Source organism: Methylotenera sp. E1MeOHC1 (assembly GCF_058745595.1).
Genome location: NZ_CP196025.1, coordinates 1,384,347 through 1,404,241 on the forward strand (window position 1 = coordinate 1,384,347; position 19,895 = coordinate 1,404,241).

Here is a 19,895-nt window from a genome sequence, read left to right on the forward strand (position 1 = left end):
GCATGAATAACCCTCAACTTGATACTGACGGTCAACTGCGCCACCTGCTTTCGATTGAAGGCTTACCCAAAAAGATACTGAATCAAATTTTAGATACCGCAGAGTCGTTTGTGGGCGTTGCTGAACGTGAAGTTAAAAAAGTACCATTACTACGCGGCAAAACCGTATGTAACCTGTTCTTTGAAAACAGCACCCGCACCCGCACCACCTTTGAAATTGCGGCAAAACGCCTCTCTGCCGATGTCATCAGCCTGAATGTAAGCACATCATCGCAATCAAAAGGTGAAACCATTTTAGACACCGTGGACAATTTAATTGCCATGCATGCGGATATGTTTGTGGTGCGCCACGCACAATCAGGCGCTGCACACTTAATTGCCAAACACGTGCCGCCACATATCCATGTGATTAATGCAGGCGACGGGCGCCACTCTCACCCTACACAAGGCTTGTTAGACGTATTTACCATTCGTAAATACAAACCCGAGCTGCACAACTTAAGAGTGGCCATCGTTGGTGATGTTTTACATTCACGCGTAGCCCGCTCTGAGATTCACGCCCTCACTACACTAGGAGTACCGGAAGTACGTGTTATTGCACCAAAAACACTACTGCCGGCTCAAGTGGAGAAGCTTGGCGTGCACGTATATCATGATATGGATGAAGGCCTAAAAGACGTTGATGTCATCATGATGCTGCGCTTGCAAAATGAGCGCATGAACGGTGCCATGTTACCTAGCTCAGAAGAGTATTTTAAAACCTACGGACTTACCCCTGAACGGTTGGCACTTGCCAAACCCGATGCCATTGTGATGCACCCTGGCCCAATGAACCGTGGGGTAGAGATTGACTCTACCGTTGCCGATGGCAAACAGTCAGTCATATTGCCGCAAGTCACCTACGGCATTGCCATACGTATGGCGGTAATGGCGATTCTTGGTGGCGGTACAGGAGCAGCACTATGAAAATTCATATTAAAAATGGTCAGGTGATTGACCCAAAAAACAACATTAACGACAAACTAGATGTATTTATTGCTGCTGGCAAAATTGTCAGTATCGGTGCCATGCCAGATGGATTTGTTGCCACCAAAACCATTGATGCAACCAACCTGACAGTGTGCCCTGGATTAGTAGACCTATCCGCTAGACTGCGCGAACCCGGAGACGAGTACAAAGCCAGATTGGCAAGTGAGCTGCAAGCCGCAGTCGCAGGCGGTGTGACTAGCCTAGCCTGCCCACCTGACACAGACCCAGTGCTGGACGAACCTGGTTTGGTAGAAATGCTCAAGCATCGCGCTAAACAGCAAGGCCTTGCGCATGTATATCCACTCGGCGCGATGACTAGACAATTAAAAGGTACTGCGCTCTCAGAAATGAATGAACTGCACACGGCAGGTTGCGTCGGCTTCTCTCAAGCTAATATTGCCGTCACTGACACCCAAGTACTATGGCGTGCCATGGAGTATGCAGCGACGTTTGGCTTCACGCTATTTTTACATGCTGAAGAGCCATTTTTAGCCGCAAAGGGCGTAGCGCATGATGGCGAAGTGGCCACCAGAATGGGGCTCAAAGGCATCCCTAGCGCTGCAGAAGCACTGGCGCTAGCGAGCATATTACGCATTGCGCAAGAAACTGGCGCAAGGGTACATATTAGCCGTCTATCCACTGCTGAAGGCGTTGCCATGATACGCTCAGCTAAAGCACAAGGTTTGAAAGTAAGCTGTGACGTAAGCGCCAATCACCTACTGCTGACTGAGCACGACATTGCCTACTTTGATGCTAACTGCCACTTAAAACCACCACTACGCACGCAGCGAGACAAAGCGGAGCTAAGTGCAGGCTTAAAAGATGGCACCATTGATGCTATCTGCTCAGACCACACCCCAGTGGACGACGATGCGAAGTTGGCGCCATTCGCCGAAGCTGAGATTGGCGCAACCGGCCTAGAGTTGCTGCTACCATTAACACTCAAATGGGCTGCGCAAGAGAAAGTAAGCTTGCCACACGCTATTGAACGCATCACCAAAGCATCGGCCAATATTTTAGGGGTTGCCGCTGGGGACTTAAGCCCAAACAGCAATGCGGACTTGTGTATCTTTGACGCCAACGAGTACTGGAAAGTCAGCCCAAAAACACTGAAAAGCCAAGGCAAAAACACGCCGTTCACCGGCCTGGAGCTTGCAGGCAAAGTTAAGTTCACATTGGTTAATGGGCAAGTGGTGTACCACGATTAGCGCAACAGCCAAGCCGTATGGCAGTTAACTTGCAATAAAAAAAGGCGCTGATCACAGCGCCTTTTTTGTTCAGCTGACTTACACAATGCCTAATGCATCCAACCCCGCTGATAAGTCTTTACTGTGCGCGCCTTTGCCTTCTAGTTTAATTTTTAGGCGCAGGTCGTTAACTGAATCAGCATTGCGCAAGGCATCTTCGTAAGTAATCGCATCAGCTTCATACAAATCAAATAATGATTGGTCAAAGGTTTGCATACCTAACTCGCGCGACTTAGCAATAATCTCTTTAATCTCATGCACTTCACCTTTAAAGATCAAATCTGAAATCAATGGTGAGTTCAGCATCACTTCCATCGCAGCAGTTCTACCCTTGCCTTCTTTTTTAGGAATCAAGCGCTGTGACACAAACGCACGCACATTTAACGATAAATCCATCAGCAACTGGTGGCGGCGCTCTTCCGGGAAGAAGTTAATAATACGGTCTAGTGCCTGATTGGTGCTATTGGCATGCAACGTAGCCATACAGAGGTGGCCGGTTTCTGCAAAGGCAATCGCATAATCCATGGTCTCACGATCGCGAATCTCACCAATCAAAATTACATCCGGCGCCTGACGTAAGGTGTTTTTCAAGGCGATGTGCCAATTATCCGTATCAACGCCCACTTCGCGCTGGGTAACAATACAGTTCTTATGCTCATGCACGAACTCAATCGGGTCTTCAATGGTAATAATATGCCCATAGCTATTTTGATTACGATAACCCACCATTGCCGCAAGTGAGGTGGACTTACCGGAGCCGGTGCCCCCTACAAAAATAACCAAGCCACGTTTCGTCATCGCCACATCTTTTAAGACTGGCGGCAAGCCTAACTCATCAATTTCAGGAATTTTGGTGGTAATCGTTCTAAACACCAGCCCTACAGAGCCACGTTGTACAAAAGCATTTACACGGAAACGCGCCACACTAGGAATGCCGATGGCAAAGTTACATTCATTGGTAGCATCAAATTCAGCAGTTTGCTTATCGTTCATAATCGCGCGTGAAATCTCACGCGCCTGCAATGCTGACAATACCTGGCTGCTCAGCGGCGTTACTTTACCATCCACCTTGATTGCAGGCGGAAACCCAACGGTAATGAACAAATCAGAAGCATTTTTAGCCAACATCAACCGTAATAAGTCGAACACAAACTTCTCAGCTTGCCCTTTTTCCATTTGCCCTTGCACGATGACTCCCTTTACTCAACCTAATATGAATGCATTACTCTAGACACTGTCGTGTTATCTAGCCTAATATCGCATCTTTGTTTGCTGCTTTAGCGCGTGCTTCACTCGCTGAAACCACACCACGTTTTACTAAATCCTGTAAGTTTTGATCCAGTGTTTGCATGCCGACATTTTGCCCAGTTTGAATCGCTGAGTACATTTGCGGAATTTTATTTTCACGAATCAAGTTACGAATCGCCGGCGTCCCAATCATAATCTCATGCGCAGCAACACGTCCCTGTTCATCTTTAGTTTTTAACAACGTTTGAGAAATCACGGCACGTAAGGACTCAGACAGCATTGAGCGCACCATTTCTTTTTCTGCTGCAGGGAACACGTCAATAATACGGTCTACTGTCTTTGCTGCAGAACTGGTATGCAAGGTACCAAACACCATATGTCCCGTTTCTGCCGCGGTGAGCGCTAAACGGATGGTCTCTAAGTCACGTAGCTCACCCACCAAAATTACGTCAGGGTCTTCCCGCAAGGCTGAGCGTAACGCATTATTAAATGAAAGTGTATGCGGCCCAACCTCACGCTGGTTAATTAAACATTTTTTAGATTGGTGCACAAACTCAATCGGGTCTTCCACCGTCAGGATATGCCCAAACTCTTTGTCGTTGATATAATCAATCATCGCCGCAAGCGTAGTGGACTTGCCAGAACCGGTAGGCCCGGTCACCAAACAGATGCCGCGAGGGGTATCTGCAATATCCTTAAAAATAGCAGGGCAACTTAACTGCTCCAGCGTTAATATTTTTGAAGGAATGGTACGGAATACTGCACCAGAGCCACGGTTATGGTTAAAGGCGTTAACGCGGAAACGCGCTAAGTTAGGAATCTCGAATGAAAAGTCACACTCCAGCGTTTCTTCATACACCTTGCGCTGACCATCGTTCATGATGTCATACACCATATCATGCACTTCACTGTGATCCATCGCAGGTACATTGATTTTTCTGATATCGCCGTGTACACGGATCATTGGAGGCAGGCCTGCAGACAAGTGCAAATCTGAGGCTTTATTTTTAACTGAAAATGCGAGTAAATCCGAAATATCCACAACCTGCTCCTGATATAATTCCTATGGTTAATTTTCAACTATTACATGCTCGAACTTCTAGGCTTAGTGAATTATGACCACAATTAGCAATCGCTTGCAAGATATTCTAGCAACTATTCAATCAGCAGCAGCCACCAGCCCAAGCCATCAACAGGTGCAATTACTCGCAGTGAGTAAAGCACAGCCAGCGGCTGCGATTCGCGATGCTTATGCAGCAGGACAAACTATTTTTGGTGAGAACTATAGCCAAGAAGCGCTAGAAAAACAAAAACAGCTCACTGACCTAGCTATAGAATGGCACTTTATTGGGCCAATACAAAGCAATAAGACCCAAGTGATTGCACAAAACTTTAACTGGGTACACAGTATAGACCGCCTAAAAATCGCCCAGCGCTTGAACGAGGCAAGGTCATCTATGCCACTGCCATTACAGGTCTGCATACAAGTGAATGTCAGTAATGAAGACACCAAAAGTGGTGTATTACCAGAACAACTGGAAGCACTAGCAGCAGCAATTAATGCACTACCTAACCTTAAACTACGCGGCCTGATGGCAATTCCGGCGCCAACCACAGACCAAGCACAGCAGATTACGCAATTTAAACAAGTAAGAGAATGCTATGATGCGCTTATCCGTAAAGGCTTTGCACTAGACACGCTGTCCATTGGCATGTCAAATGACTATCAAACTGCCATCGTCCAGGGCGCTACTATTGTGCGCATCGGCTCGGCGTTGTTTGGTGCCAGAGCGCCGTTAAAGGCAGCGTAATACCAATGACTACCAGATTTAGCTTACACTGCCATGCAGTGGCAGCAGCATGAATAAATATCAAAGTAAATTAAATACTTAAACAAATAAATTACTAAAATTTAAGGGCATAAATGAAGATTAACTTTATTGGCGGCGGCAATATGGCGCGCGCAATTATTGGCGGCTTGAAACAAAACGGTTTTAATATGTCAGATATTACTGTGCTAGAGCCTGATGCGCAAAAAAGAACGGAATTAGCACAAGACCTTAATGTTCAAGTTACCGACACTTATGCTGATTTTCGCAACACTGATGTGATTGTACTAGCAGTTAAACCGCAGCAACTTAAGGAAGTTTGCCAGCAATTAAACACTAGACTGACATCGCAACTTGTCGTTTCGATTGCCGCGGGGGTCAGAAGCAAAGACATGTCCACTTGGCTTAATCACTACCAAGGGATTGTGCGCGTCATGCCAAATACGCCGGCACAAATTCAGGCAGGCGTTTCCGCACTTTATGCTATGCCGCAAGTAACACAAACGCAGCGTGAGCAAGCAACCACCATTCTTACCGCGGTGGGTAAAACCTTATGGCTAGATGATGAAGCAAAAATGGACGCGGTCACTGCGATATCAGGCAGCGGCCCGGCTTATGTGTTCTATTTTATAGAGGCATTGCAAGCTGCAGGCGTAGCATTAGGCTTAAAAGATGAAGAGGCTAACATGCTTGCACTGCAAACCTTTGCCGGTGCCAGTTTATTAGCGACGCAAAGCAACACTGACGTTAAAACCCTGCGTGCCCAAGTTACCTCTAAAGGCGGCACAACGGAGCAAGGCATCCTGAGCTTGGAGTCTGCGGATATTAAACACATCATTGCACAAGCGGCCAAAGCTGCTGCCGATAAATCTGTGACCTTAGGAGACCTGCTAGGTCAATAATTACCTAGTAAACACTATGCTCAATAACGCCATTTTATTTTTACTGCAAGCAGTGCTCAGCATACTGAGCTTTGCATTCTTATTACGCTTTTATTTTCAGCTGACCAAAGCGCCATTTCAAAACCAACTTGCGCAGCTAATCGTCACTGTGACTAATTTTGCAGTAAAGCCTTTACGCCGCGTTTTACCTAGCATTGGCAAAATAGACCTATCTACGCTACTACTAGCTTACCTCACACAATTCATTCTCAGTGTATGTACTTTATGGCTAAAAGGTTTTCCTATTCTGATTGCGGGAAGTACGGTTTGGGTCGTTATTTTCAGCGTAGCACTGATTGGTATCGTCAGCATTAGTCTGTCTATTTTCCTCTACGCGGTTTTAATTCAAGCCATCTTAAGCTGGGTTAACCCGCACACACCCATTGCACCAGTTTTAAATAGTCTGACTTATCCGGTCTTGCGTATCTTCAGAAAATACATCCCGCCAGCGGGTAACTTTGACCTGAGTCCATTGGCCTTTATCATTACGGCACAGTTATTGCTAACTACTATACTAATTCCATTAGAAAACAACTTACTATCTACGTTGTAAGTTAAGATAACACCATGAGTATATCGATATCTAATTCTGCACCGCATCCGGCAACGGCTGCCATTTCGACCTTAACTTCGAAAATTACAGAGTACAGCCAATGGCGAGCGAATCTTATTGCTACGATTGACGAATATATCGATTGGACTGGTCATGCTGAGGCGCTAAATGCCATACAAGAATTAAGACTGTATGATATTAAAGAAATCTTAAAAAAAGATCAGTTAGTATTAGCACTCTTGGCCGAGTTCTCACGCGGAAAAACCGAGACCATTAACGCACTCTTCTTCTCAGACTTTAACCAAAGGCTGCTACCGAGTGAGCCGGGACGCACGACCATGTGTCCTACCGAGATTTTCTGGAGTGATAAAGAAGAGCCTTGCATCAAATTGTTGCCCATTGAAACCAGGCAATCTGACGACACACTCAGCTACCTGAAAACCACGCCTGACGTCTGGCACAAAATAAGACTGGATATTAACTCTGCCGACGCAATGAAGCTCACCTTACGTGCCTTGGTACAAAAACGAGAAGTCGATATTGAAACCGCAAAAAAGCTAGGTTTCTGGAATGAAGATGACTCCAGCATGCAAAGGCAGCTAGCCGAAAGCGGGAAAGTTGAGATTCCGGTTTGGCGTCACGCCCTGATTAACTACCCACATCCGCTCCTAAAAAATGGCTTAGTAGTATTAGATACGCCAGGCCTCAATACCATGGGTGCTGAGCCTGAGCTCACACTAAGTATTCTGCCTAATGCGCAGGCCATTCTATTTTTAACTGCCACAGATACCGGCATTACCAAATCAGATATGCAGATTTGGAACAGCTACGTACAAAAACGCGCAGCACATAAGCTGGTTGTATTAAATAAAATTGATATTCTTTGGGACGGGCTAGAATCTGATGCTGAAGTTGATCTTCTGATCCAAAAGCAAATAAGAAATACAGCACACGAACTGGGGCTAGATTCACAAAACATTTTTGCCATCTCCGCACAAAAGGCATTGGTCGCAAAAATCAGGAAAGACGAAGCGTTACTTAAACGTAGCGGCATTAATCACCTAGAAGACTCACTTGCCGAGCAAATGGTGCAATCCAAACATGAAATTCTAGGCCGTGCAGTCGTCACCGAATGTTCGAATATGATTCGCGCGTCGCGCAAGCTTGCGCAAATCCGCGTGAGCAGCATTAAAAGCCAGTTATCTGAACTGCGTGAGCTACAACATAAAAGCCACGATGCTTCTAAAGAAATTCTTGCCAAGGTAGTAGCCGAGCGCAAACGCTATGAAGCTTCAATCCTTACCTTTAACCAAGGTAGTGAAAAAATCAAAAGATTAAGTGGCAAACTATTGCGTCACCTAAGCTTAGGTTATTTAGATACCACGCTCGCACAAACCAAGCAAGACATGGGCGACAGTTGGACCACCGTGGGACTTAATCGCAACATTCGTGAAATCACCAGGCTTGCGATTAACCTTGCTGAAGAAATTAATATCGAAGGCCATACCATTAAAAAACACGCTGATGATTTATATCAGCTGTTTTGGAGTAAACATGGCTTTGAAAAAACTGAAGCAGTCGCACTCAACATGGGGCAGTTTATTCAACATATGCAAGCCTTGGAGAAGGTAACGGAAGAGTTTTGCTCTAGCCCAGTTAACCTACTCACAGAAAAGAACTTTTTGATTCGTAAGTTCTTTTTAGGGTTGGGTGTGCAAATCCAAGCCATTTTTGAACAGGCTCACTTGGACTGCACGCATTGGCTTAACTTAGTGATTGGTGAGTTAAAGAACCAAATCAGCACTCACAAAATTGCGTTAGACCAACGCGCAGAATCACTGATGCAAGCACACAACAATGCTGACCAAGTGGTTAAAAATATAGCCGCCACTGAAAAAGACCTTGCCAAATATCAAGAACAATCTAACCAGTTGGATGCTACATTGCTCAAACTCATGCGCAGTGTTCAATTTAATACGGACAGTCACCAAGAGCATTCAACAGGCGATACCGGTACGTTACTACACTTAAACATCGCTGCAACGAATGGCGCAGGCGAGCGTGAGAGCAAACCCAGCATTAAGTATGACGCACCCTTTATTTAATCTAACCCCAAATTAAATCTACAGCAAAGCCAATGCAGCTTCAGTATGATAAAGACTAAACTGCATTGGTTGATACAGGCCTGAGTCTGGGTTCACCATGCTCAGCCTAGGCGTCAAACACTACATCAAAATGATATCAAACGACTCTTGTGCGTAACTGGTTTCAACCTGCAGGGAAATCGGCTTAGCGATAAAGTCCGAGAGATTTGCTAAACTCTGCGACTCCTCGTCCAGTAACATTTCTATCACTTTAGGAGCAGCCAGTACACGTAACTCACGTGCGCTAAACTGGCGTGCCTCGCGCAGCAACTCACGTAAAATTTCATAACAGACGGTTTGCGCGGTTTTTAACTCGCCCCTACCCTTACAAGTAGAGCAAGGCTCACAAAGAATATGCGCCAAGCTTTCGCGCGTTCTTTTACGCGTCATCTCTACCAAACCTAGCGGTGTAAAGCCATTAATACCAGTACGCGCCCGATCGCGTGCCACAGCCTTTTGCAGTTCATCCAATACGGCTGCACGCTGCACGTCTTCATCCATATCAATAAAATCAATAATGATGATGCCGCCCAAATTGCGTAAGCGCAATTGACGCGCGATTGATTGCGCTGCTTCGAGGTTGGTTTTAAAGATGGTGTCGGACAGATTCTTTCCACTCACAAAACTGCCGGTGTTAACGTCAACCGTGGTCAAAGCCTCGGTCTGGTCAAAAATCAGATACCCGCCAGACTTTAACTCCACTTTACGCGACATGGCCTTTTCAATTTCCTGCTCGATACTATATAAATCGAACAGTGGCCGCTCACCTTGGTAATGCACCAACTTATCCAAGGCGGCAATTGCATATAAATTAGAAAAATCCACCAAGCGTTGGTAAGTTTCACTGGAATCTACACGCACCATTTCTGTATCCGCACACAGTACGTCACGCAACACGCGCATCGGTAAATTCAGGTCTTGGAAAATCAATGTACGTTCAGGTACGGTAATGCTTTTATCCTTAATATGCTTCCAAGTTTTATTTAAATAATCGATATCCGCCAATAACTCTTCATCGGTAGCTGCCTCAGACATGGTACGTATAATGTAGCCGCCCACTCGCCCTTCAGGCAACAAGCCTAGCAAACGCGCCTTTAAAGACTCGCGTTCAGCCTCAACCTCAATCCGTTGCGAAACCCCGATATGCTCTTGCTGCGGCAAGTAGACCAAGAATCGGCCTGCAATACTAATTTGCGTAGTCAATCGTGCGCCTTTAGTGCCAATCGGCTCTTTAATCACTTGCACCATCACAGATTGTCCTTCGTGCAACACTTCCTGTATTGGCCGCTCGGCATCACCACACGCTAAAACATCGCCCGCATGCAGGAAAGCTGCACGCTGCAAGCCGATTTCCACAAAGGCCGACTGCATACCAGGCAACACCCGGCACACCACGCCTCTATAGATGTTGCCGACCAAACCTAGTGATGAGCTACGTTCAATTTGCAACTCTTGCACCACGCCATTTTCCATCATGGCAATGCGTGTTTCTTGCGGCGTTACATTAATTAGTACTTCTTCGCTCAATTTATGCCCAATTCATTCATCAATCGTTTAAATCGTAATAATGCGATGTTTTCTTAACAAAGCTGCAGTCTCAAATATCGGCAGCCCCATCACGCCGGTATAGCTTCCCTCAATTCGTTTGATCCAAGCGCCCGCTACACCTTGTATACCATAGCTGCCGGCCTTGTCTCGATGATCTCCTGTGGCAATATATTTCTCAATTTGTTCCGCTGACAATGGCATCATTTCTACATTGGTCGAGCTCAGCAACACTTCAACCTCACCATTAAAATTCAGTGCCACAGCGGTGTGGACCTGATGCGTGCCAGCTGATAGCTTGGTGAGCATCTCACGCGCATCATCGTCATCCACTGGCTTACCTAACACTAGGCTCGACAGTGCCACCGTGGTGTCCGCCGCTAAAATCGGGTAATCCAGATATTCTGCTGCCAACTGCGCAGTACAAGTAGCCGCTTTTTCCAGGGCAAGCCTTTTCACATATTGCACGGGTGACTCGTAAAGCAACTGAGATTCATCAATGTCTGCCGGGTAGATTTTGCAATCCAGCCCTATCTGCTTTAACAGCTCCACACGGCGAGGACTACGGGATGCAAGAATAATGGTTGAGTTGTTATGATTATTTTTCCACATATAGGCACTTTAATTTACTATCTAAGAATTAACAACGCGTTAATCACTTAAGATTGAATGAAACGGAAATAAATATGATGGATTGGCCAAGTTTATTTAAAATCAGCCTAGGCTTGTTTGCCATTGTAAACCCGATTGGTAGCGTCCCTATTTTCATTAGTGCCACCAGCGGCTGGAGCAGCGCAGAACGAGCACACACCGCAAGAACCGTAGCCTTTTCTGTGTTTATCATATTAACGGTATCATCCTTGATGGGCGATAAAATCTTAGACTTTTTCGGTGTATCCATTCCGTCATTTCAGGTAGGTGGTGGCGTTCTACTCATGCTGATTGCCATCTCCATGATGCACGGCAAGCAAAGCGGGGCCAGCCAAACACCAGAAGAAGCACAAACACTTGCCGAGCGTGAGGTAATTGCCATCGTGCCATTAAGTATTCCTTTACTGGCAGGGCCTGGAGCTATTAGCAACATGATTATTGCGGCCCAGAAAAATACCAGTCTGCTCAGCCACTTTTCACTCATCATCCCGATATCATTGGTTTGCATCACTATCTGGCTGGCACTCAAACTGTCGGTGCGCATCTCAAACCAGCTCGGCATCATCGGCATTAATGTCGTCACTAGGCTAATGGGCTTGATTCTAGCGGCAATGGCGGTGGAGTTTATTGCACATGGTTTGAGCGGGCTGTTCCCTACGCTGGCTTGATATCTGTGCACACCTCAAATAACCGCGCATGCGTAAAGAGATATTTCAGTAAATAGCATGCTTCAGAGTAAAATAACGTTAAATTAACTTAAGACTACATTATGCAATGGAAGCCACACGCCACAGTCGCGGCAATTATTGAAGAAAATGGCAAGTTCCTTCTGGTAGAAGAAACTACCGACCGCGGTAACCGCTTTAATCAACCAGCCGGCCACCTTGAAGATGGCGAAAGCCTGCTAGAAGCGGTCATACGCGAAACGCTGGAAGAAACCGCATATACATTTGAGCCAACCAGCCTGCTTGGCATCTACCATTGGAAACATGAGCACAATGACACAACCTATTTAAGGTTTGCCTATATTGGCCATGTGAGCCAGCACCAGCCAGAACTTGGTCTGGATGATGGCATTATTCGCACAGTGTGGATGACTGCAGATGAAATACGCAGCAACGCCATGTTGATGCGCAGCCCACAAGTCATTACTTGTATTGAAGACTACCTGAGTGGGCAGCATTTCCCACTATCAGTGATTACGCACTTATAACTCAAATACCTATCGAATTTGAATCATGAATTTAAATAAAGCTCAAAAAAAGAAAATCGTGGTCGGCCTGTCTGGTGGCGTGGACTCCTCAGTAACCGCATTGTTACTCAAACAACAAGGCTACGAAGTGACCGGTCTTTTCATGAAAAACTGGGAAGATGACGACACCGACGAATACTGCTCAAGTAAGCAAGATTTAATCGATGCGGTCTCAGTCGCAGACAAAATCGGCATTGATATCGAAGCGGTGAATTTTAGTAAAGAATACAAAGACCGCGTTTTTGCTAACTTCCTAAGTGAGTATCAAGCCGGACGCACGCCTAACCCAGATATCCTGTGTAATGCTGAAATTAAATTCAAGGCTTTCCTTGACCACGCCATGGGCATGGGGGCAGATTTAATCGCCACCGGTCACTATGCGCAAGTCCGCGAGAACCCATTAAAACCTGGCCTATTCCAGCTAATGAAGGCAGATGATGGCAGTAAAGACCAAAGCTACTTCCTATACCGCCTTAACCAAGCGCAGCTATCTAAAACCTTATTTCCGCTTGGCCAACACTTAAAACGTGAAGTCCGTGAGATTGCACGCAATGCTGGGCTAATTAACGCAGAGAAAAAAGACTCTACAGGTATTTGCTTTATTGGTGAGCGCCCATTTCAAGAGTTCTTAAGTAAATATTTACCGCGTGAACCAGGCGACATGAAAACGCCAGAAGGTAAGTTAGTCGGCCGCCACGAAGGCTTAATGTATTACACGCTAGGGCAACGTCAGGGCCTGAAAATCGGTGGCAGCCGAGAAAGCAATGGCGAGCCATGGTTTGTGGCAGCCAAAGATATGGAAAAGAACGAACTCATTGTGGTACAGGGGCATGAACATCCCTTACTGCTTAACGATGGCCTTAAAGCGGGGCAACTACACTGGATTAGTGAAGAGAACCCAATCACGAATTGGGTTTATGCAGCAAAAACTCGCTACCGCCAGCCTGATGCACCATGCGAAATTGATAGCATTAGCGCCGATGAGGTAGAAATTAAATTTGGGCAAAAACAATGGGCAATCACCCCAGGCCAATCTGCGGTGGTTTACGAAAGTAACGTCTGCTTAGGCGGTGGTATTATTACGGGCGCACTTTAACAAAGGGATATCAACATGGCGTATGTACTGAAAAACCCCCAAGGTCAAATCATCGCAGCCAGCGCTTCTGAGCAGCCGAGTGATGATTGGGTACACATAGACGCCACGGATAAGGCCTATATCAACTTTTTGGAGCACTCACTGGCAGAAGCTGACGCTTTCCGTGAAAGTGATATTCACTTAGCGCGTGTGCTGGAGGATTTAATTTCACTACTGGTAGAACGTAATATTATTCGTTTTACAGACTTGCCTGAGCAAGCACAAAAACGCCTGAATCAAAGACAGTCTATGCGTCACAAATCGCAACTATCTGGAATTCTGGACGAAAATAGCGAGCTTTTTTAGCCATATGAGCAAGCCCCGTATACAGCGCTGCTTATCACCCAATCACTATTGACCAGTATTAATTGGCTACAGGCAAAGTATCTTTAAATGACTGGCGCTGTAGCAGGCTGGCCTGCAAGCGATCCAGATTGGCATAGTCTTCAGCCAAATTAATTACTTGGCTAAAGCGCAAGCCAAGGTAGCCCAAGGTACAGCCTACCGCAATATCTGCCAAACTAAAGGTGTCATCTACACACCATTTATTTTGTCCTAAGTCATTATTGAGCACAGTTAAACCGCGTGTTACTTTATCCATCTGTTTATCAATAAATGCAGGATCCTGCATTGGCTGTGGTTTTCTTTGCTCTAACATCACCGCAACCGCAGCATCGCACACACCGTCAGCCAATGCCTCCCATCTACGCACTGCAGATTTGGCACCGTTGTCTTTAGGAATCAAATGCGCTAATGGTGTACGGTTATCAAAATACTCAGCAATCACGCGTGAGTCGTACAAACTGTCGCCATCACCTAAAATCAACACCGGTACTTTACCTAGAGGGTTATAGTCTTTCACAGGGCAATCTGGCGCTGACAACACCACCTCTTGCAACTGAACATCAATATGTTTCTCTGCGGCAACAATACGCACTTTACGTGCATAAGGACTATTTACGGTATATAAAAGCTTCATAATATTTTACTAATCTTTATAGTGTTGATGTTTGTAAATTCTTGGTTAACATTATAATTCAATCACAGCACACTCTTACGATAACTTATGACACAAATTAATCAACAGCACCCAAAAGAGTCAAGCAATTTCAACATCATGGTGCAAACTCAAGTAAAAAATGCGCTAGATGAAGATATTGGTAGCGGCGACCTGACCGCACACTTAATACCATCCGCACAAACAGCCAATGCAAAAGTGATTGTACGTGAACATGCGATTATCTGCGGCATTGCTTGGGTTAATGAATGTTTTAAGCAGGTTGATGCTAACGTAACAATCAACTGGCTAGTCACAGAGGGCGAGCAGGTTCAGCCAAATCAGATACTATGTACCATACAAGGCTTAGCGCGCTCTTTATTAACCGCAGAGCGCTGTGCACTTAACTTTCTACAAACGCTCTCCTCCACCGCAACAGCTGCCCGTCAATATGTAGACGCAATTGCCGGCACTACCGCGCAGATTCTGGACACACGCAAGACCATACCCAACCTGCGCTTGGCGCAAAAGTATGCGGTCACTATCGGCGGCGGCCACAACCAGCGCCTAGCGCTATACGATGGCATCCTCATTAAAGAAAACCACATTGCAGCAGCCGGTAGCATCAGCAGCGTGATGCAACAAGCCTTTGCACTCAATAGCGGCAAAAGCATACAGATTGAAGTAGAAAGTCTAGACCAATTGCAAGAGGCGCTAGACGCAGGTGCTACAAGTATTCTGCTAGATAATTTTGACACCGACCTGCTGCTTAAAGCCGTTAAAATCAACAGCACAGCTAACCCTAGCGCCGTGCTGGAAGCATCAGGTGGCATTACGCTGGACAATGTTCGTGAGATTGCACAAACTGGTGTTGACCGAATCTCGATTGGCGCCATCACTAAAGACATTCGCGCGATTGATCTTTCTATGCAATTCACAGCCAATGCTTAAGCATAAACGGCAGTGATTACTTACCATGCTTGACGTTATAGATATTAAATTAAGCACCATTAGCAGAAAAATAAGTCCATACTAAGATATTAAACGGTGATACAAAATAGTTTTATCCAGTGTATTTAATTTACATAGATAACATCTAGTTTAAAAGGCAAAAAATGAGCAAAGCTGCAATATCAATTAAGCACACAGGCCGCCTCACGCTTGGAGATACGCTCCGCATACTAGTCAATGACGGTATGCTAGATAAAATGCAGGCGGAAAAACTATATAAAGACCGCAAACTGGATAGCTCTAACCTGCACCCACTGGTGGTCATCGGTGAGCAGAAATGGAAGAACTTCAAGTCACCTCACAACGCCATCACGGTAGAGTGGCTGTCCTCATGGCTTGCGGGTCACGCTGGCCTAGATTATTACCATATAGATCCACTTAAGATGGATTTTGGCTCAGCCGCACAGATTGTTTCCAAGGGCTATGCAGAACGTTTAAAAATAATGCCGATTGCCGTAAAAGACGGCATGGCAGTTATCGCCACCACCGAGCCTTTCAGCACCGAGTGGATTGAGGATCTGGAACGCGTACTCAAAATGAAGGTAAAGCTGGTGTTTGCCAACCCGCTGGAGGTGAGCCGCTACCTGCCCGAAATGTACAAGCTTGCGAATTCAATGCAGGCAGCCAATCAGGCAAAAGCAGGTCAGATTGTTGGGGTACAGAATTTTGAGCAACTAGTCGAACTCGGCAAAGATAAAAATCTAGACGCCAATGAGCAGCACGTAGTGAACATCGTTGATTGGCTATTTAAATATGCATTTGAGCAACGCGCCAGTGACATTCACTTGGAACCAAGGCGTAACATGGGCATGATGCGTTTTAGAATCGATGGGGTACTACACCAGGTTTACCAGCTACCGCCCAATATCATGAACGCAATCACCAGCAGAATTAAACTGCTGGGGCGTATGGATATGGTGGAAAAACGCCGCCCGCAAGATGGCCGTATCAAAACCTTATCGGCTGAGGGGCAAGAAATTGAGCTACGCCTCTCCACCATGCCCACTGCATTTGGTGAAAAGTTGGTGATGCGTATTTTCTCACCGGATATTTCAGGTAAAGACTTCCTGTCACTGGGCTTTTCTCAAGCACAGTCAGACAAATGGAACGCATGGACCAAAGCGCCAAACGGCATTATTTTGGTAACGGGCCCTACCGGCTCTGGCAAAACAACCACGCTTTACTCTACTTTAAAACTGCTTGCCACATCAGAGGTCAACGTATGTACGGTTGAAGAACCAATCGAGATGGTGGAACCAGCTTTTAATCAAATGCAGGTGCAAAGCAATATTGGCTTAGGCTTTGCAGATGGCATACGTACACTTATGCGCCAAGACCCTGACATTATCATGGTGGGTGAGATTCGAGACCTTGAAACCGCGGACATGGCGATTCAAGCTGCCTTAACTGGCCACTTAGTCCTATCGACCTTACACACTAATGACTCACCCTCTGCAATCACGCGCTTGCTAGATTTAGGCGTGCCTTCCTATCTTATCCATTCCACAGTGCTTGGCATTATGGCGCAGCGATTAGTCAGAACGCTGTGCCCTAGCTGCAAAACACCAGAACCGATTGAGCAAAGTAAATGGGATGCACTAGTAGGCCCATTCAAGCTAGCTAAACCCACACATATTTATAAGCCGGTTGGCTGTTTAGAGTGTCGCAATACTGGCTTTAGAGGACGTAGCGGCATTTATGAAATGCTCACGATTACACCACCGCTAAGAAAGCTAATCACACCAGAAACTAACTTAGCTAAACTCACAAAAATGGCACAGCAAGAAGGCATGCAACCACTAGTGATTAACGGCGCTGAGAAAGTAGCCGCAGGACTCACTACCATTGAAGAATTGTTAAAGGTCGCCCCACCACTCGACCTTGAGTAAAAGCCTTGTTTTTATTATGGTTTTTATATGCATTGCGCACTAGCTAAAACTCAATGGGTTTAGTTAAATTAGTCAACTAAATATACAGGCTTTCACACATTCGTCCTTGACCAAATACGCTCAAACCGTTATCGTGTAGGGTTACAAATAAATTATTCAAATCAAAAAGATTTATGGCAGAGACTACTCATCCGCAACAAATCACAGGCGCAGAAATTGTTATCCGTTGCCTAGAGCAAGAAAATGTAAAGTTTTTGTTCGGTTACCCGGGCGGCGCTGTTTTGCATATTTACGATGCAATCTATAAACAAGGCCACTTTAAACACATTCTTGTGCGCCACGAACAGGCTGCTGTGCACGCTGCAGACGCATTTTCACGTGCCACTGGTGAAGTCGGTGTTGCGCTCGTTACATCTGGCCCAGGTGCAACCAATGCTATCACAGGCATTGCAACCGCTTACATGGACTCCATCCCATTAGTCGTCATTAGCGGCCAGGTACCAGTACCGGCCATCGGCCTAGATGCGTTCCAAGAAGTCGACATGGTTGGCGTTACTCGCCCATGCGTAAAACATAACTTCTTGGTTAAAGATGTAAAAGACATCGCTACCACATTGAAAAAAGCATTTCATATTGCTAAAACTGGCCGACCAGGCCCTGTTGTTGTCGATATTCCAAAAGATATTACTGCACACTATGCTGATTTCGTGTATCCAGAATCAGTAGAAATGCGCTCATACAACCCAGTGACCAAGGGTCATAGTGGTCAAATCAAAAAAGCAGTTAAGTTACTGCTTGAAGCTGAACGCCCAATGGTTTATACCGGTGGCGGCTTAGTATTGGGCGATGCTTCAGAGTCACTAGTGAAACTGGTTAGAGCGCTGGGCGTTCCAGTCACCAATACCTTGATGGGTTTAGGCGGCTACCCTAGCACTGACAAGCAGTTCCTAGGCATGCTTGGCATGCACGGTACTTATGAAGCAAACATGGCAATGCAGAACTGTGATGTACTATTAGCCGTAGGCGCGCGTTTTGATGACCGCGTAATTGGCAACACAGACCACTTCTACAGCAAAGACCGCACCATTATTCATGTAGATATCGACCCTTCGTCTATCTCCAAACGTGTAAAAGTGCATGTGCCTATCGTGGGCGACGTTAAGTCAGTGCTCGCAGAAATGAACGAATTGCTGGCGCTGGAAAAACCAAAACAATCACCAGCACTTAAAGCTTGGTGGGAGCAGATTGAAAGCTGGCGTAGCAAGCTATGTCTGGACTACAGTAATAACAATGGTCTGATTAAGCCACAGTACGTCATTGAAAAACTTTGGGAAGTCACTAAAGGTGAAGCCTATGTCACATCTGACGTTGGTCAACACCAAATGTGGGCGGCGCAATACTACAAGTTTGACAAACCACGTCGCTGGATCAATTCAGGCGGCTTAGGCACCATGGGTGTTGGGTTACCTTACGCCATGGGCTGTCAGTTTGCAGACCCAACCGCACAAGTAGCGTGCGTGACAGGTGAAGGCAGTATTCAAATGAATATTCAAGAGCTTTCAACTTGTAAGCAATACAGTCTGCCAATCAAGGTGATTTTATTAAACAATCGCTACCTAGGTATGGTGCGTCAATGGCAAGAGTTCTTTTATGAGAACCGCTATTCAGAGTCTTACATGGAAAGCTTGCCTGACTTTGTAAAACTTGCTGAGTCATACGGCCACGTAGGTATGCAAATCACCAAACCAGAAGATGTTGAAGGCGCATTAAAAGAAGCGTTCGACATGAAATCACGCTTTGTATTTATGGACTTCATTACTGACCAGAAAGAAAACGTATTTCCTATGATTCCTAATGGTAAAGGGTTGTCTGAAATGATCTTGGCGGAGGATTTATAATGCGTCATATTGTTTCACTATTAATGGAAAATGAAGCTGGCGCGCTATCACGTGTAGCGGGCTTATTTTCAGCACGTGGCTACAACATCGAGTCTTTAACAGTTGCACCAACTGAAGATCCAACATTGTCACGCATGACCATTGTCACCTCTGGTTCTGATGATGTGATTGAACAAATCATCAAACAGCTTAACAAGCTAGTAGATGTAGTTAAAGTCCTAGACTTGAACGACGGTAAATTTATTGAACGTGAACTGATGCTGGTGAAAGTAAAAGCAACCGGCACGTTCCGTGAGGAAATGAAGCGTATGTGCGACATTTTCCGCGGTCGCATTATTGACGTAGCAGATGGCACATTTACGATTGAGCTAACTGGTTCTGGCCATAAGCTAGATGCGTTTATTGAAGGTTTAGACGGCGCGGCAATCCTAGAAACAGTGCGCACAGGCGCATCTGGCATCGGGCGTGGCGATCGAATCTTAAAAGTTTAAATTAGCATATCCATAAAACATACCCAGCGCGGTTAG

19 protein-coding genes are annotated in these 19,895 nt (G+C 45.8%); 14 read left to right on the forward strand and 5 right to left on the reverse strand.

Annotation, left to right across the window (positions count from 1 at the left end; genetic code table 11):
• Window positions 1-2: 2 nt before the first annotated feature.
• The gene (locus tag ACSSU7_RS06285) at window positions 3-965 is read left to right on the forward strand and encodes an aspartate carbamoyltransferase catalytic subunit (protein ID WP_135276105.1); all 963 of its coding nucleotides are present in this window, start codon (window positions 3-5) and stop codon (window positions 963-965) included.
• Complete coding sequence (locus ACSSU7_RS06290) at window positions 962-2,236, forward strand: dihydroorotase (RefSeq protein WP_492515723.1); 1,275 nt, start codon at window positions 962-964, stop codon at window positions 2,234-2,236. Before ACSSU7_RS06285 ends, ACSSU7_RS06290 begins: the two co-directional genes overlap by 4 nt.
• A 78-nt stretch (window positions 2,237-2,314) precedes the next feature.
• Here ACSSU7_RS06290 and ACSSU7_RS06295 read toward each other — a convergent pair whose 3' ends face one another.
• Complete coding sequence (locus ACSSU7_RS06295) at window positions 2,315-3,451, reverse strand: PilT/PilU family type 4a pilus ATPase (protein ID WP_492517768.1); 1,137 nt, start codon at window positions 3,449-3,451, stop codon at window positions 2,315-2,317.
• 70 nt (window positions 3,452-3,521) lie between these two features.
• Window positions 3,522-4,565: a type IV pilus twitching motility protein PilT gene (locus tag ACSSU7_RS06300; protein ID WP_492515724.1), complete on the reverse strand. Its 1,044-nt coding sequence runs from the start codon at window positions 4,563-4,565 to the stop codon at window positions 3,522-3,524.
• Between the two features lie 73 nt (window positions 4,566-4,638).
• Between ACSSU7_RS06300 and ACSSU7_RS06305 the strand changes: the two genes are divergently transcribed.
• The 4 genes from ACSSU7_RS06305 to ACSSU7_RS06320 all read left to right on the forward strand — a co-directional run bounded on the left by ACSSU7_RS06305 (window position 4,639) and on the right by ACSSU7_RS06320 (window position 8,951).
• On the forward strand, window positions 4,639-5,334 hold the full coding sequence (locus tag ACSSU7_RS06305; protein ID WP_492515725.1) for a YggS family pyridoxal phosphate-dependent enzyme: 696 nt from the start codon (window positions 4,639-4,641) through the stop codon (window positions 5,332-5,334).
• Between the two features lie 113 nt (window positions 5,335-5,447).
• Window positions 5,448-6,254, forward strand: coding sequence for a pyrroline-5-carboxylate reductase (gene proC / locus ACSSU7_RS06310; protein ID WP_492515726.1), 807 nt, complete (start codon window positions 5,448-5,450; stop codon window positions 6,252-6,254).
• Between the two features lie 16 nt (window positions 6,255-6,270).
• A complete protein-coding gene (locus ACSSU7_RS06315; RefSeq protein ID WP_492515727.1) occupies window positions 6,271-6,846 on the forward strand; it encodes a YggT family protein in 576 nt (191 codons plus the stop codon).
• A gap of 14 nt (window positions 6,847-6,860) precedes the next feature.
• Entirely contained in the window at window positions 6,861-8,951 is a 2,091-nt protein-coding gene (locus tag ACSSU7_RS06320) for a dynamin family protein (RefSeq protein WP_492515728.1), read from the forward strand.
• Window positions 8,952-9,071: 120 nt separating this feature from the next.
• On the opposite strand, the gene rng is transcribed toward ACSSU7_RS06320, so the two are convergent.
• Together rng and ACSSU7_RS06330 are read right to left on the reverse strand one after the other, a co-directional pair.
• Complete coding sequence (gene rng, locus ACSSU7_RS06325) at window positions 9,072-10,517, reverse strand: ribonuclease G (RefSeq protein WP_492515729.1); 1,446 nt, start codon at window positions 10,515-10,517, stop codon at window positions 9,072-9,074.
• Between the two features lie 27 nt (window positions 10,518-10,544).
• Window positions 10,545-11,147 carry a Maf family protein gene (locus ACSSU7_RS06330; protein ID WP_492515730.1) on the reverse strand — a complete coding sequence of 201 codons (603 nt, stop codon included), beginning with the start codon at window positions 11,145-11,147 and terminating at the stop codon, window positions 10,545-10,547.
• A 74-nt stretch (window positions 11,148-11,221) separates the two neighbouring features.
• Here ACSSU7_RS06330 and ACSSU7_RS06335 point away from each other — a divergent pair, with 74 nt between their 5' ends.
• The 4 genes from ACSSU7_RS06335 (at window position 11,222) to ACSSU7_RS06350 (ending at window position 13,879) form a co-directional block, all read left to right on the forward strand.
• Window positions 11,222-11,854 (forward strand): MarC family protein, encoded by a 633-nt coding sequence (locus tag ACSSU7_RS06335; RefSeq protein ID WP_492515731.1) that lies wholly within the window; start codon window positions 11,222-11,224, stop codon window positions 11,852-11,854.
• A 101-nt stretch (window positions 11,855-11,955) separates the two neighbouring features.
• Window positions 11,956-12,399, forward strand: a complete 444-nt coding sequence (locus ACSSU7_RS06340; protein WP_492515732.1) for an NUDIX hydrolase — start codon at window positions 11,956-11,958, stop codon at window positions 12,397-12,399.
• A gap of 25 nt (window positions 12,400-12,424) precedes the next feature.
• Window positions 12,425-13,534, forward strand: coding sequence for a tRNA 2-thiouridine(34) synthase MnmA (mnmA, locus tag ACSSU7_RS06345; protein ID WP_492515733.1), 1,110 nt, complete (start codon window positions 12,425-12,427; stop codon window positions 13,532-13,534).
• A 15-nt stretch (window positions 13,535-13,549) separates the two neighbouring features.
• On the forward strand, window positions 13,550-13,879 hold the full coding sequence (locus ACSSU7_RS06350; RefSeq protein WP_492515734.1) for a hypothetical protein: 330 nt from the start codon (window positions 13,550-13,552) through the stop codon (window positions 13,877-13,879).
• Window positions 13,880-13,937: 58 nt separating this feature from the next.
• On the opposite strand, the gene ACSSU7_RS06355 is transcribed toward ACSSU7_RS06350, so the two are convergent.
• Window positions 13,938-14,552 carry a glutathione S-transferase family protein gene (locus ACSSU7_RS06355; protein WP_492515735.1) on the reverse strand — a complete coding sequence of 205 codons (615 nt, stop codon included), beginning with the start codon at window positions 14,550-14,552 and terminating at the stop codon, window positions 13,938-13,940.
• Between the two features lie 87 nt (window positions 14,553-14,639).
• Here ACSSU7_RS06355 and nadC point away from each other — a divergent pair, with 87 nt between their 5' ends.
• The 4 genes from nadC (at window position 14,640) to ilvN (ending at window position 19,859) form a co-directional block, all read left to right on the forward strand.
• Window positions 14,640-15,521, forward strand: coding sequence for a carboxylating nicotinate-nucleotide diphosphorylase (gene nadC, locus ACSSU7_RS06360; protein WP_492515736.1), 882 nt, complete (start codon window positions 14,640-14,642; stop codon window positions 15,519-15,521).
• Window positions 15,522-15,685: 164 nt separating this feature from the next.
• On the forward strand, window positions 15,686-17,470 hold the full coding sequence (tfpB, locus tag ACSSU7_RS06365; protein WP_492515737.1) for a type IV pilus assembly ATPase TfpB: 1,785 nt from the start codon (window positions 15,686-15,688) through the stop codon (window positions 17,468-17,470).
• Window positions 17,471-17,643: 173 nt separating this feature from the next.
• Complete coding sequence (locus ACSSU7_RS06370; protein ID WP_492515738.1) at window positions 17,644-19,368, forward strand: acetolactate synthase 3 catalytic subunit; 1,725 nt, start codon at window positions 17,644-17,646, stop codon at window positions 19,366-19,368.
• Entirely contained in the window at window positions 19,368-19,859 is a 492-nt protein-coding gene (ilvN, locus tag ACSSU7_RS06375; protein WP_135276122.1) for an acetolactate synthase small subunit, read from the forward strand. Before ACSSU7_RS06370 ends, ilvN begins: the two co-directional genes overlap by 1 nt.
• The last annotated feature ends 36 nt before the right edge of the window (window positions 19,860-19,895 follow it).

Excerpts from the sequence above, each read along its gene's own strand:
- ACSSU7_RS06285 (WP_135276105.1), top strand. The coding sequence starts at position 3 with ATGAATAACCCTCAACTTGATACTGACGGTCAACTGCGCCACCTGCTT.
- ACSSU7_RS06290 (WP_492515723.1), top strand. The coding sequence starts at position 962 with ATGAAAATTCATATTAAAAATGGTCAGGTGATTGACCCAAAAAACAAC.
- ACSSU7_RS06295 (WP_492517768.1), bottom strand. The coding sequence starts at position 3,451 with ATGGAAAAAGGGCAAGCTGAGAAGTTTGTGTTCGACTTATTACGGTTG.
- ACSSU7_RS06305 (WP_492515725.1), top strand. The coding sequence starts at position 4,639 with ATGACCACAATTAGCAATCGCTTGCAAGATATTCTAGCAACTATTCAA.
- proC (WP_492515726.1), top strand. The coding sequence starts at position 5,448 with ATGAAGATTAACTTTATTGGCGGCGGCAATATGGCGCGCGCAATTATT.
- ACSSU7_RS06315 (WP_492515727.1), top strand. The coding sequence starts at position 6,271 with ATGCTCAATAACGCCATTTTATTTTTACTGCAAGCAGTGCTCAGCATA.
- ACSSU7_RS06320 (WP_492515728.1), top strand. The coding sequence starts at position 6,861 with ATGAGTATATCGATATCTAATTCTGCACCGCATCCGGCAACGGCTGCC.
- ACSSU7_RS06330 (WP_492515730.1), bottom strand. The coding sequence starts at position 11,147 with ATGTGGAAAAATAATCATAACAACTCAACCATTATTCTTGCATCCCGT.
- ACSSU7_RS06335 (WP_492515731.1), top strand. The coding sequence starts at position 11,222 with ATGATGGATTGGCCAAGTTTATTTAAAATCAGCCTAGGCTTGTTTGCC.
- ACSSU7_RS06340 (WP_492515732.1), top strand. The coding sequence starts at position 11,956 with ATGCAATGGAAGCCACACGCCACAGTCGCGGCAATTATTGAAGAAAAT.
- mnmA (WP_492515733.1), top strand. The coding sequence starts at position 12,425 with ATGAATTTAAATAAAGCTCAAAAAAAGAAAATCGTGGTCGGCCTGTCT.
- ACSSU7_RS06350 (WP_492515734.1), top strand. The coding sequence starts at position 13,550 with ATGGCGTATGTACTGAAAAACCCCCAAGGTCAAATCATCGCAGCCAGC.
- ACSSU7_RS06355 (WP_492515735.1), bottom strand. The coding sequence starts at position 14,552 with ATGAAGCTTTTATATACCGTAAATAGTCCTTATGCACGTAAAGTGCGT.
- nadC (WP_492515736.1), top strand. The coding sequence starts at position 14,640 with ATGACACAAATTAATCAACAGCACCCAAAAGAGTCAAGCAATTTCAAC.
- tfpB (WP_492515737.1), top strand. The coding sequence starts at position 15,686 with ATGAGCAAAGCTGCAATATCAATTAAGCACACAGGCCGCCTCACGCTT.
- ACSSU7_RS06370 (WP_492515738.1), top strand. The coding sequence starts at position 17,644 with ATGGCAGAGACTACTCATCCGCAACAAATCACAGGCGCAGAAATTGTT.
- ilvN (WP_135276122.1), top strand. The coding sequence starts at position 19,368 with ATGCGTCATATTGTTTCACTATTAATGGAAAATGAAGCTGGCGCGCTA.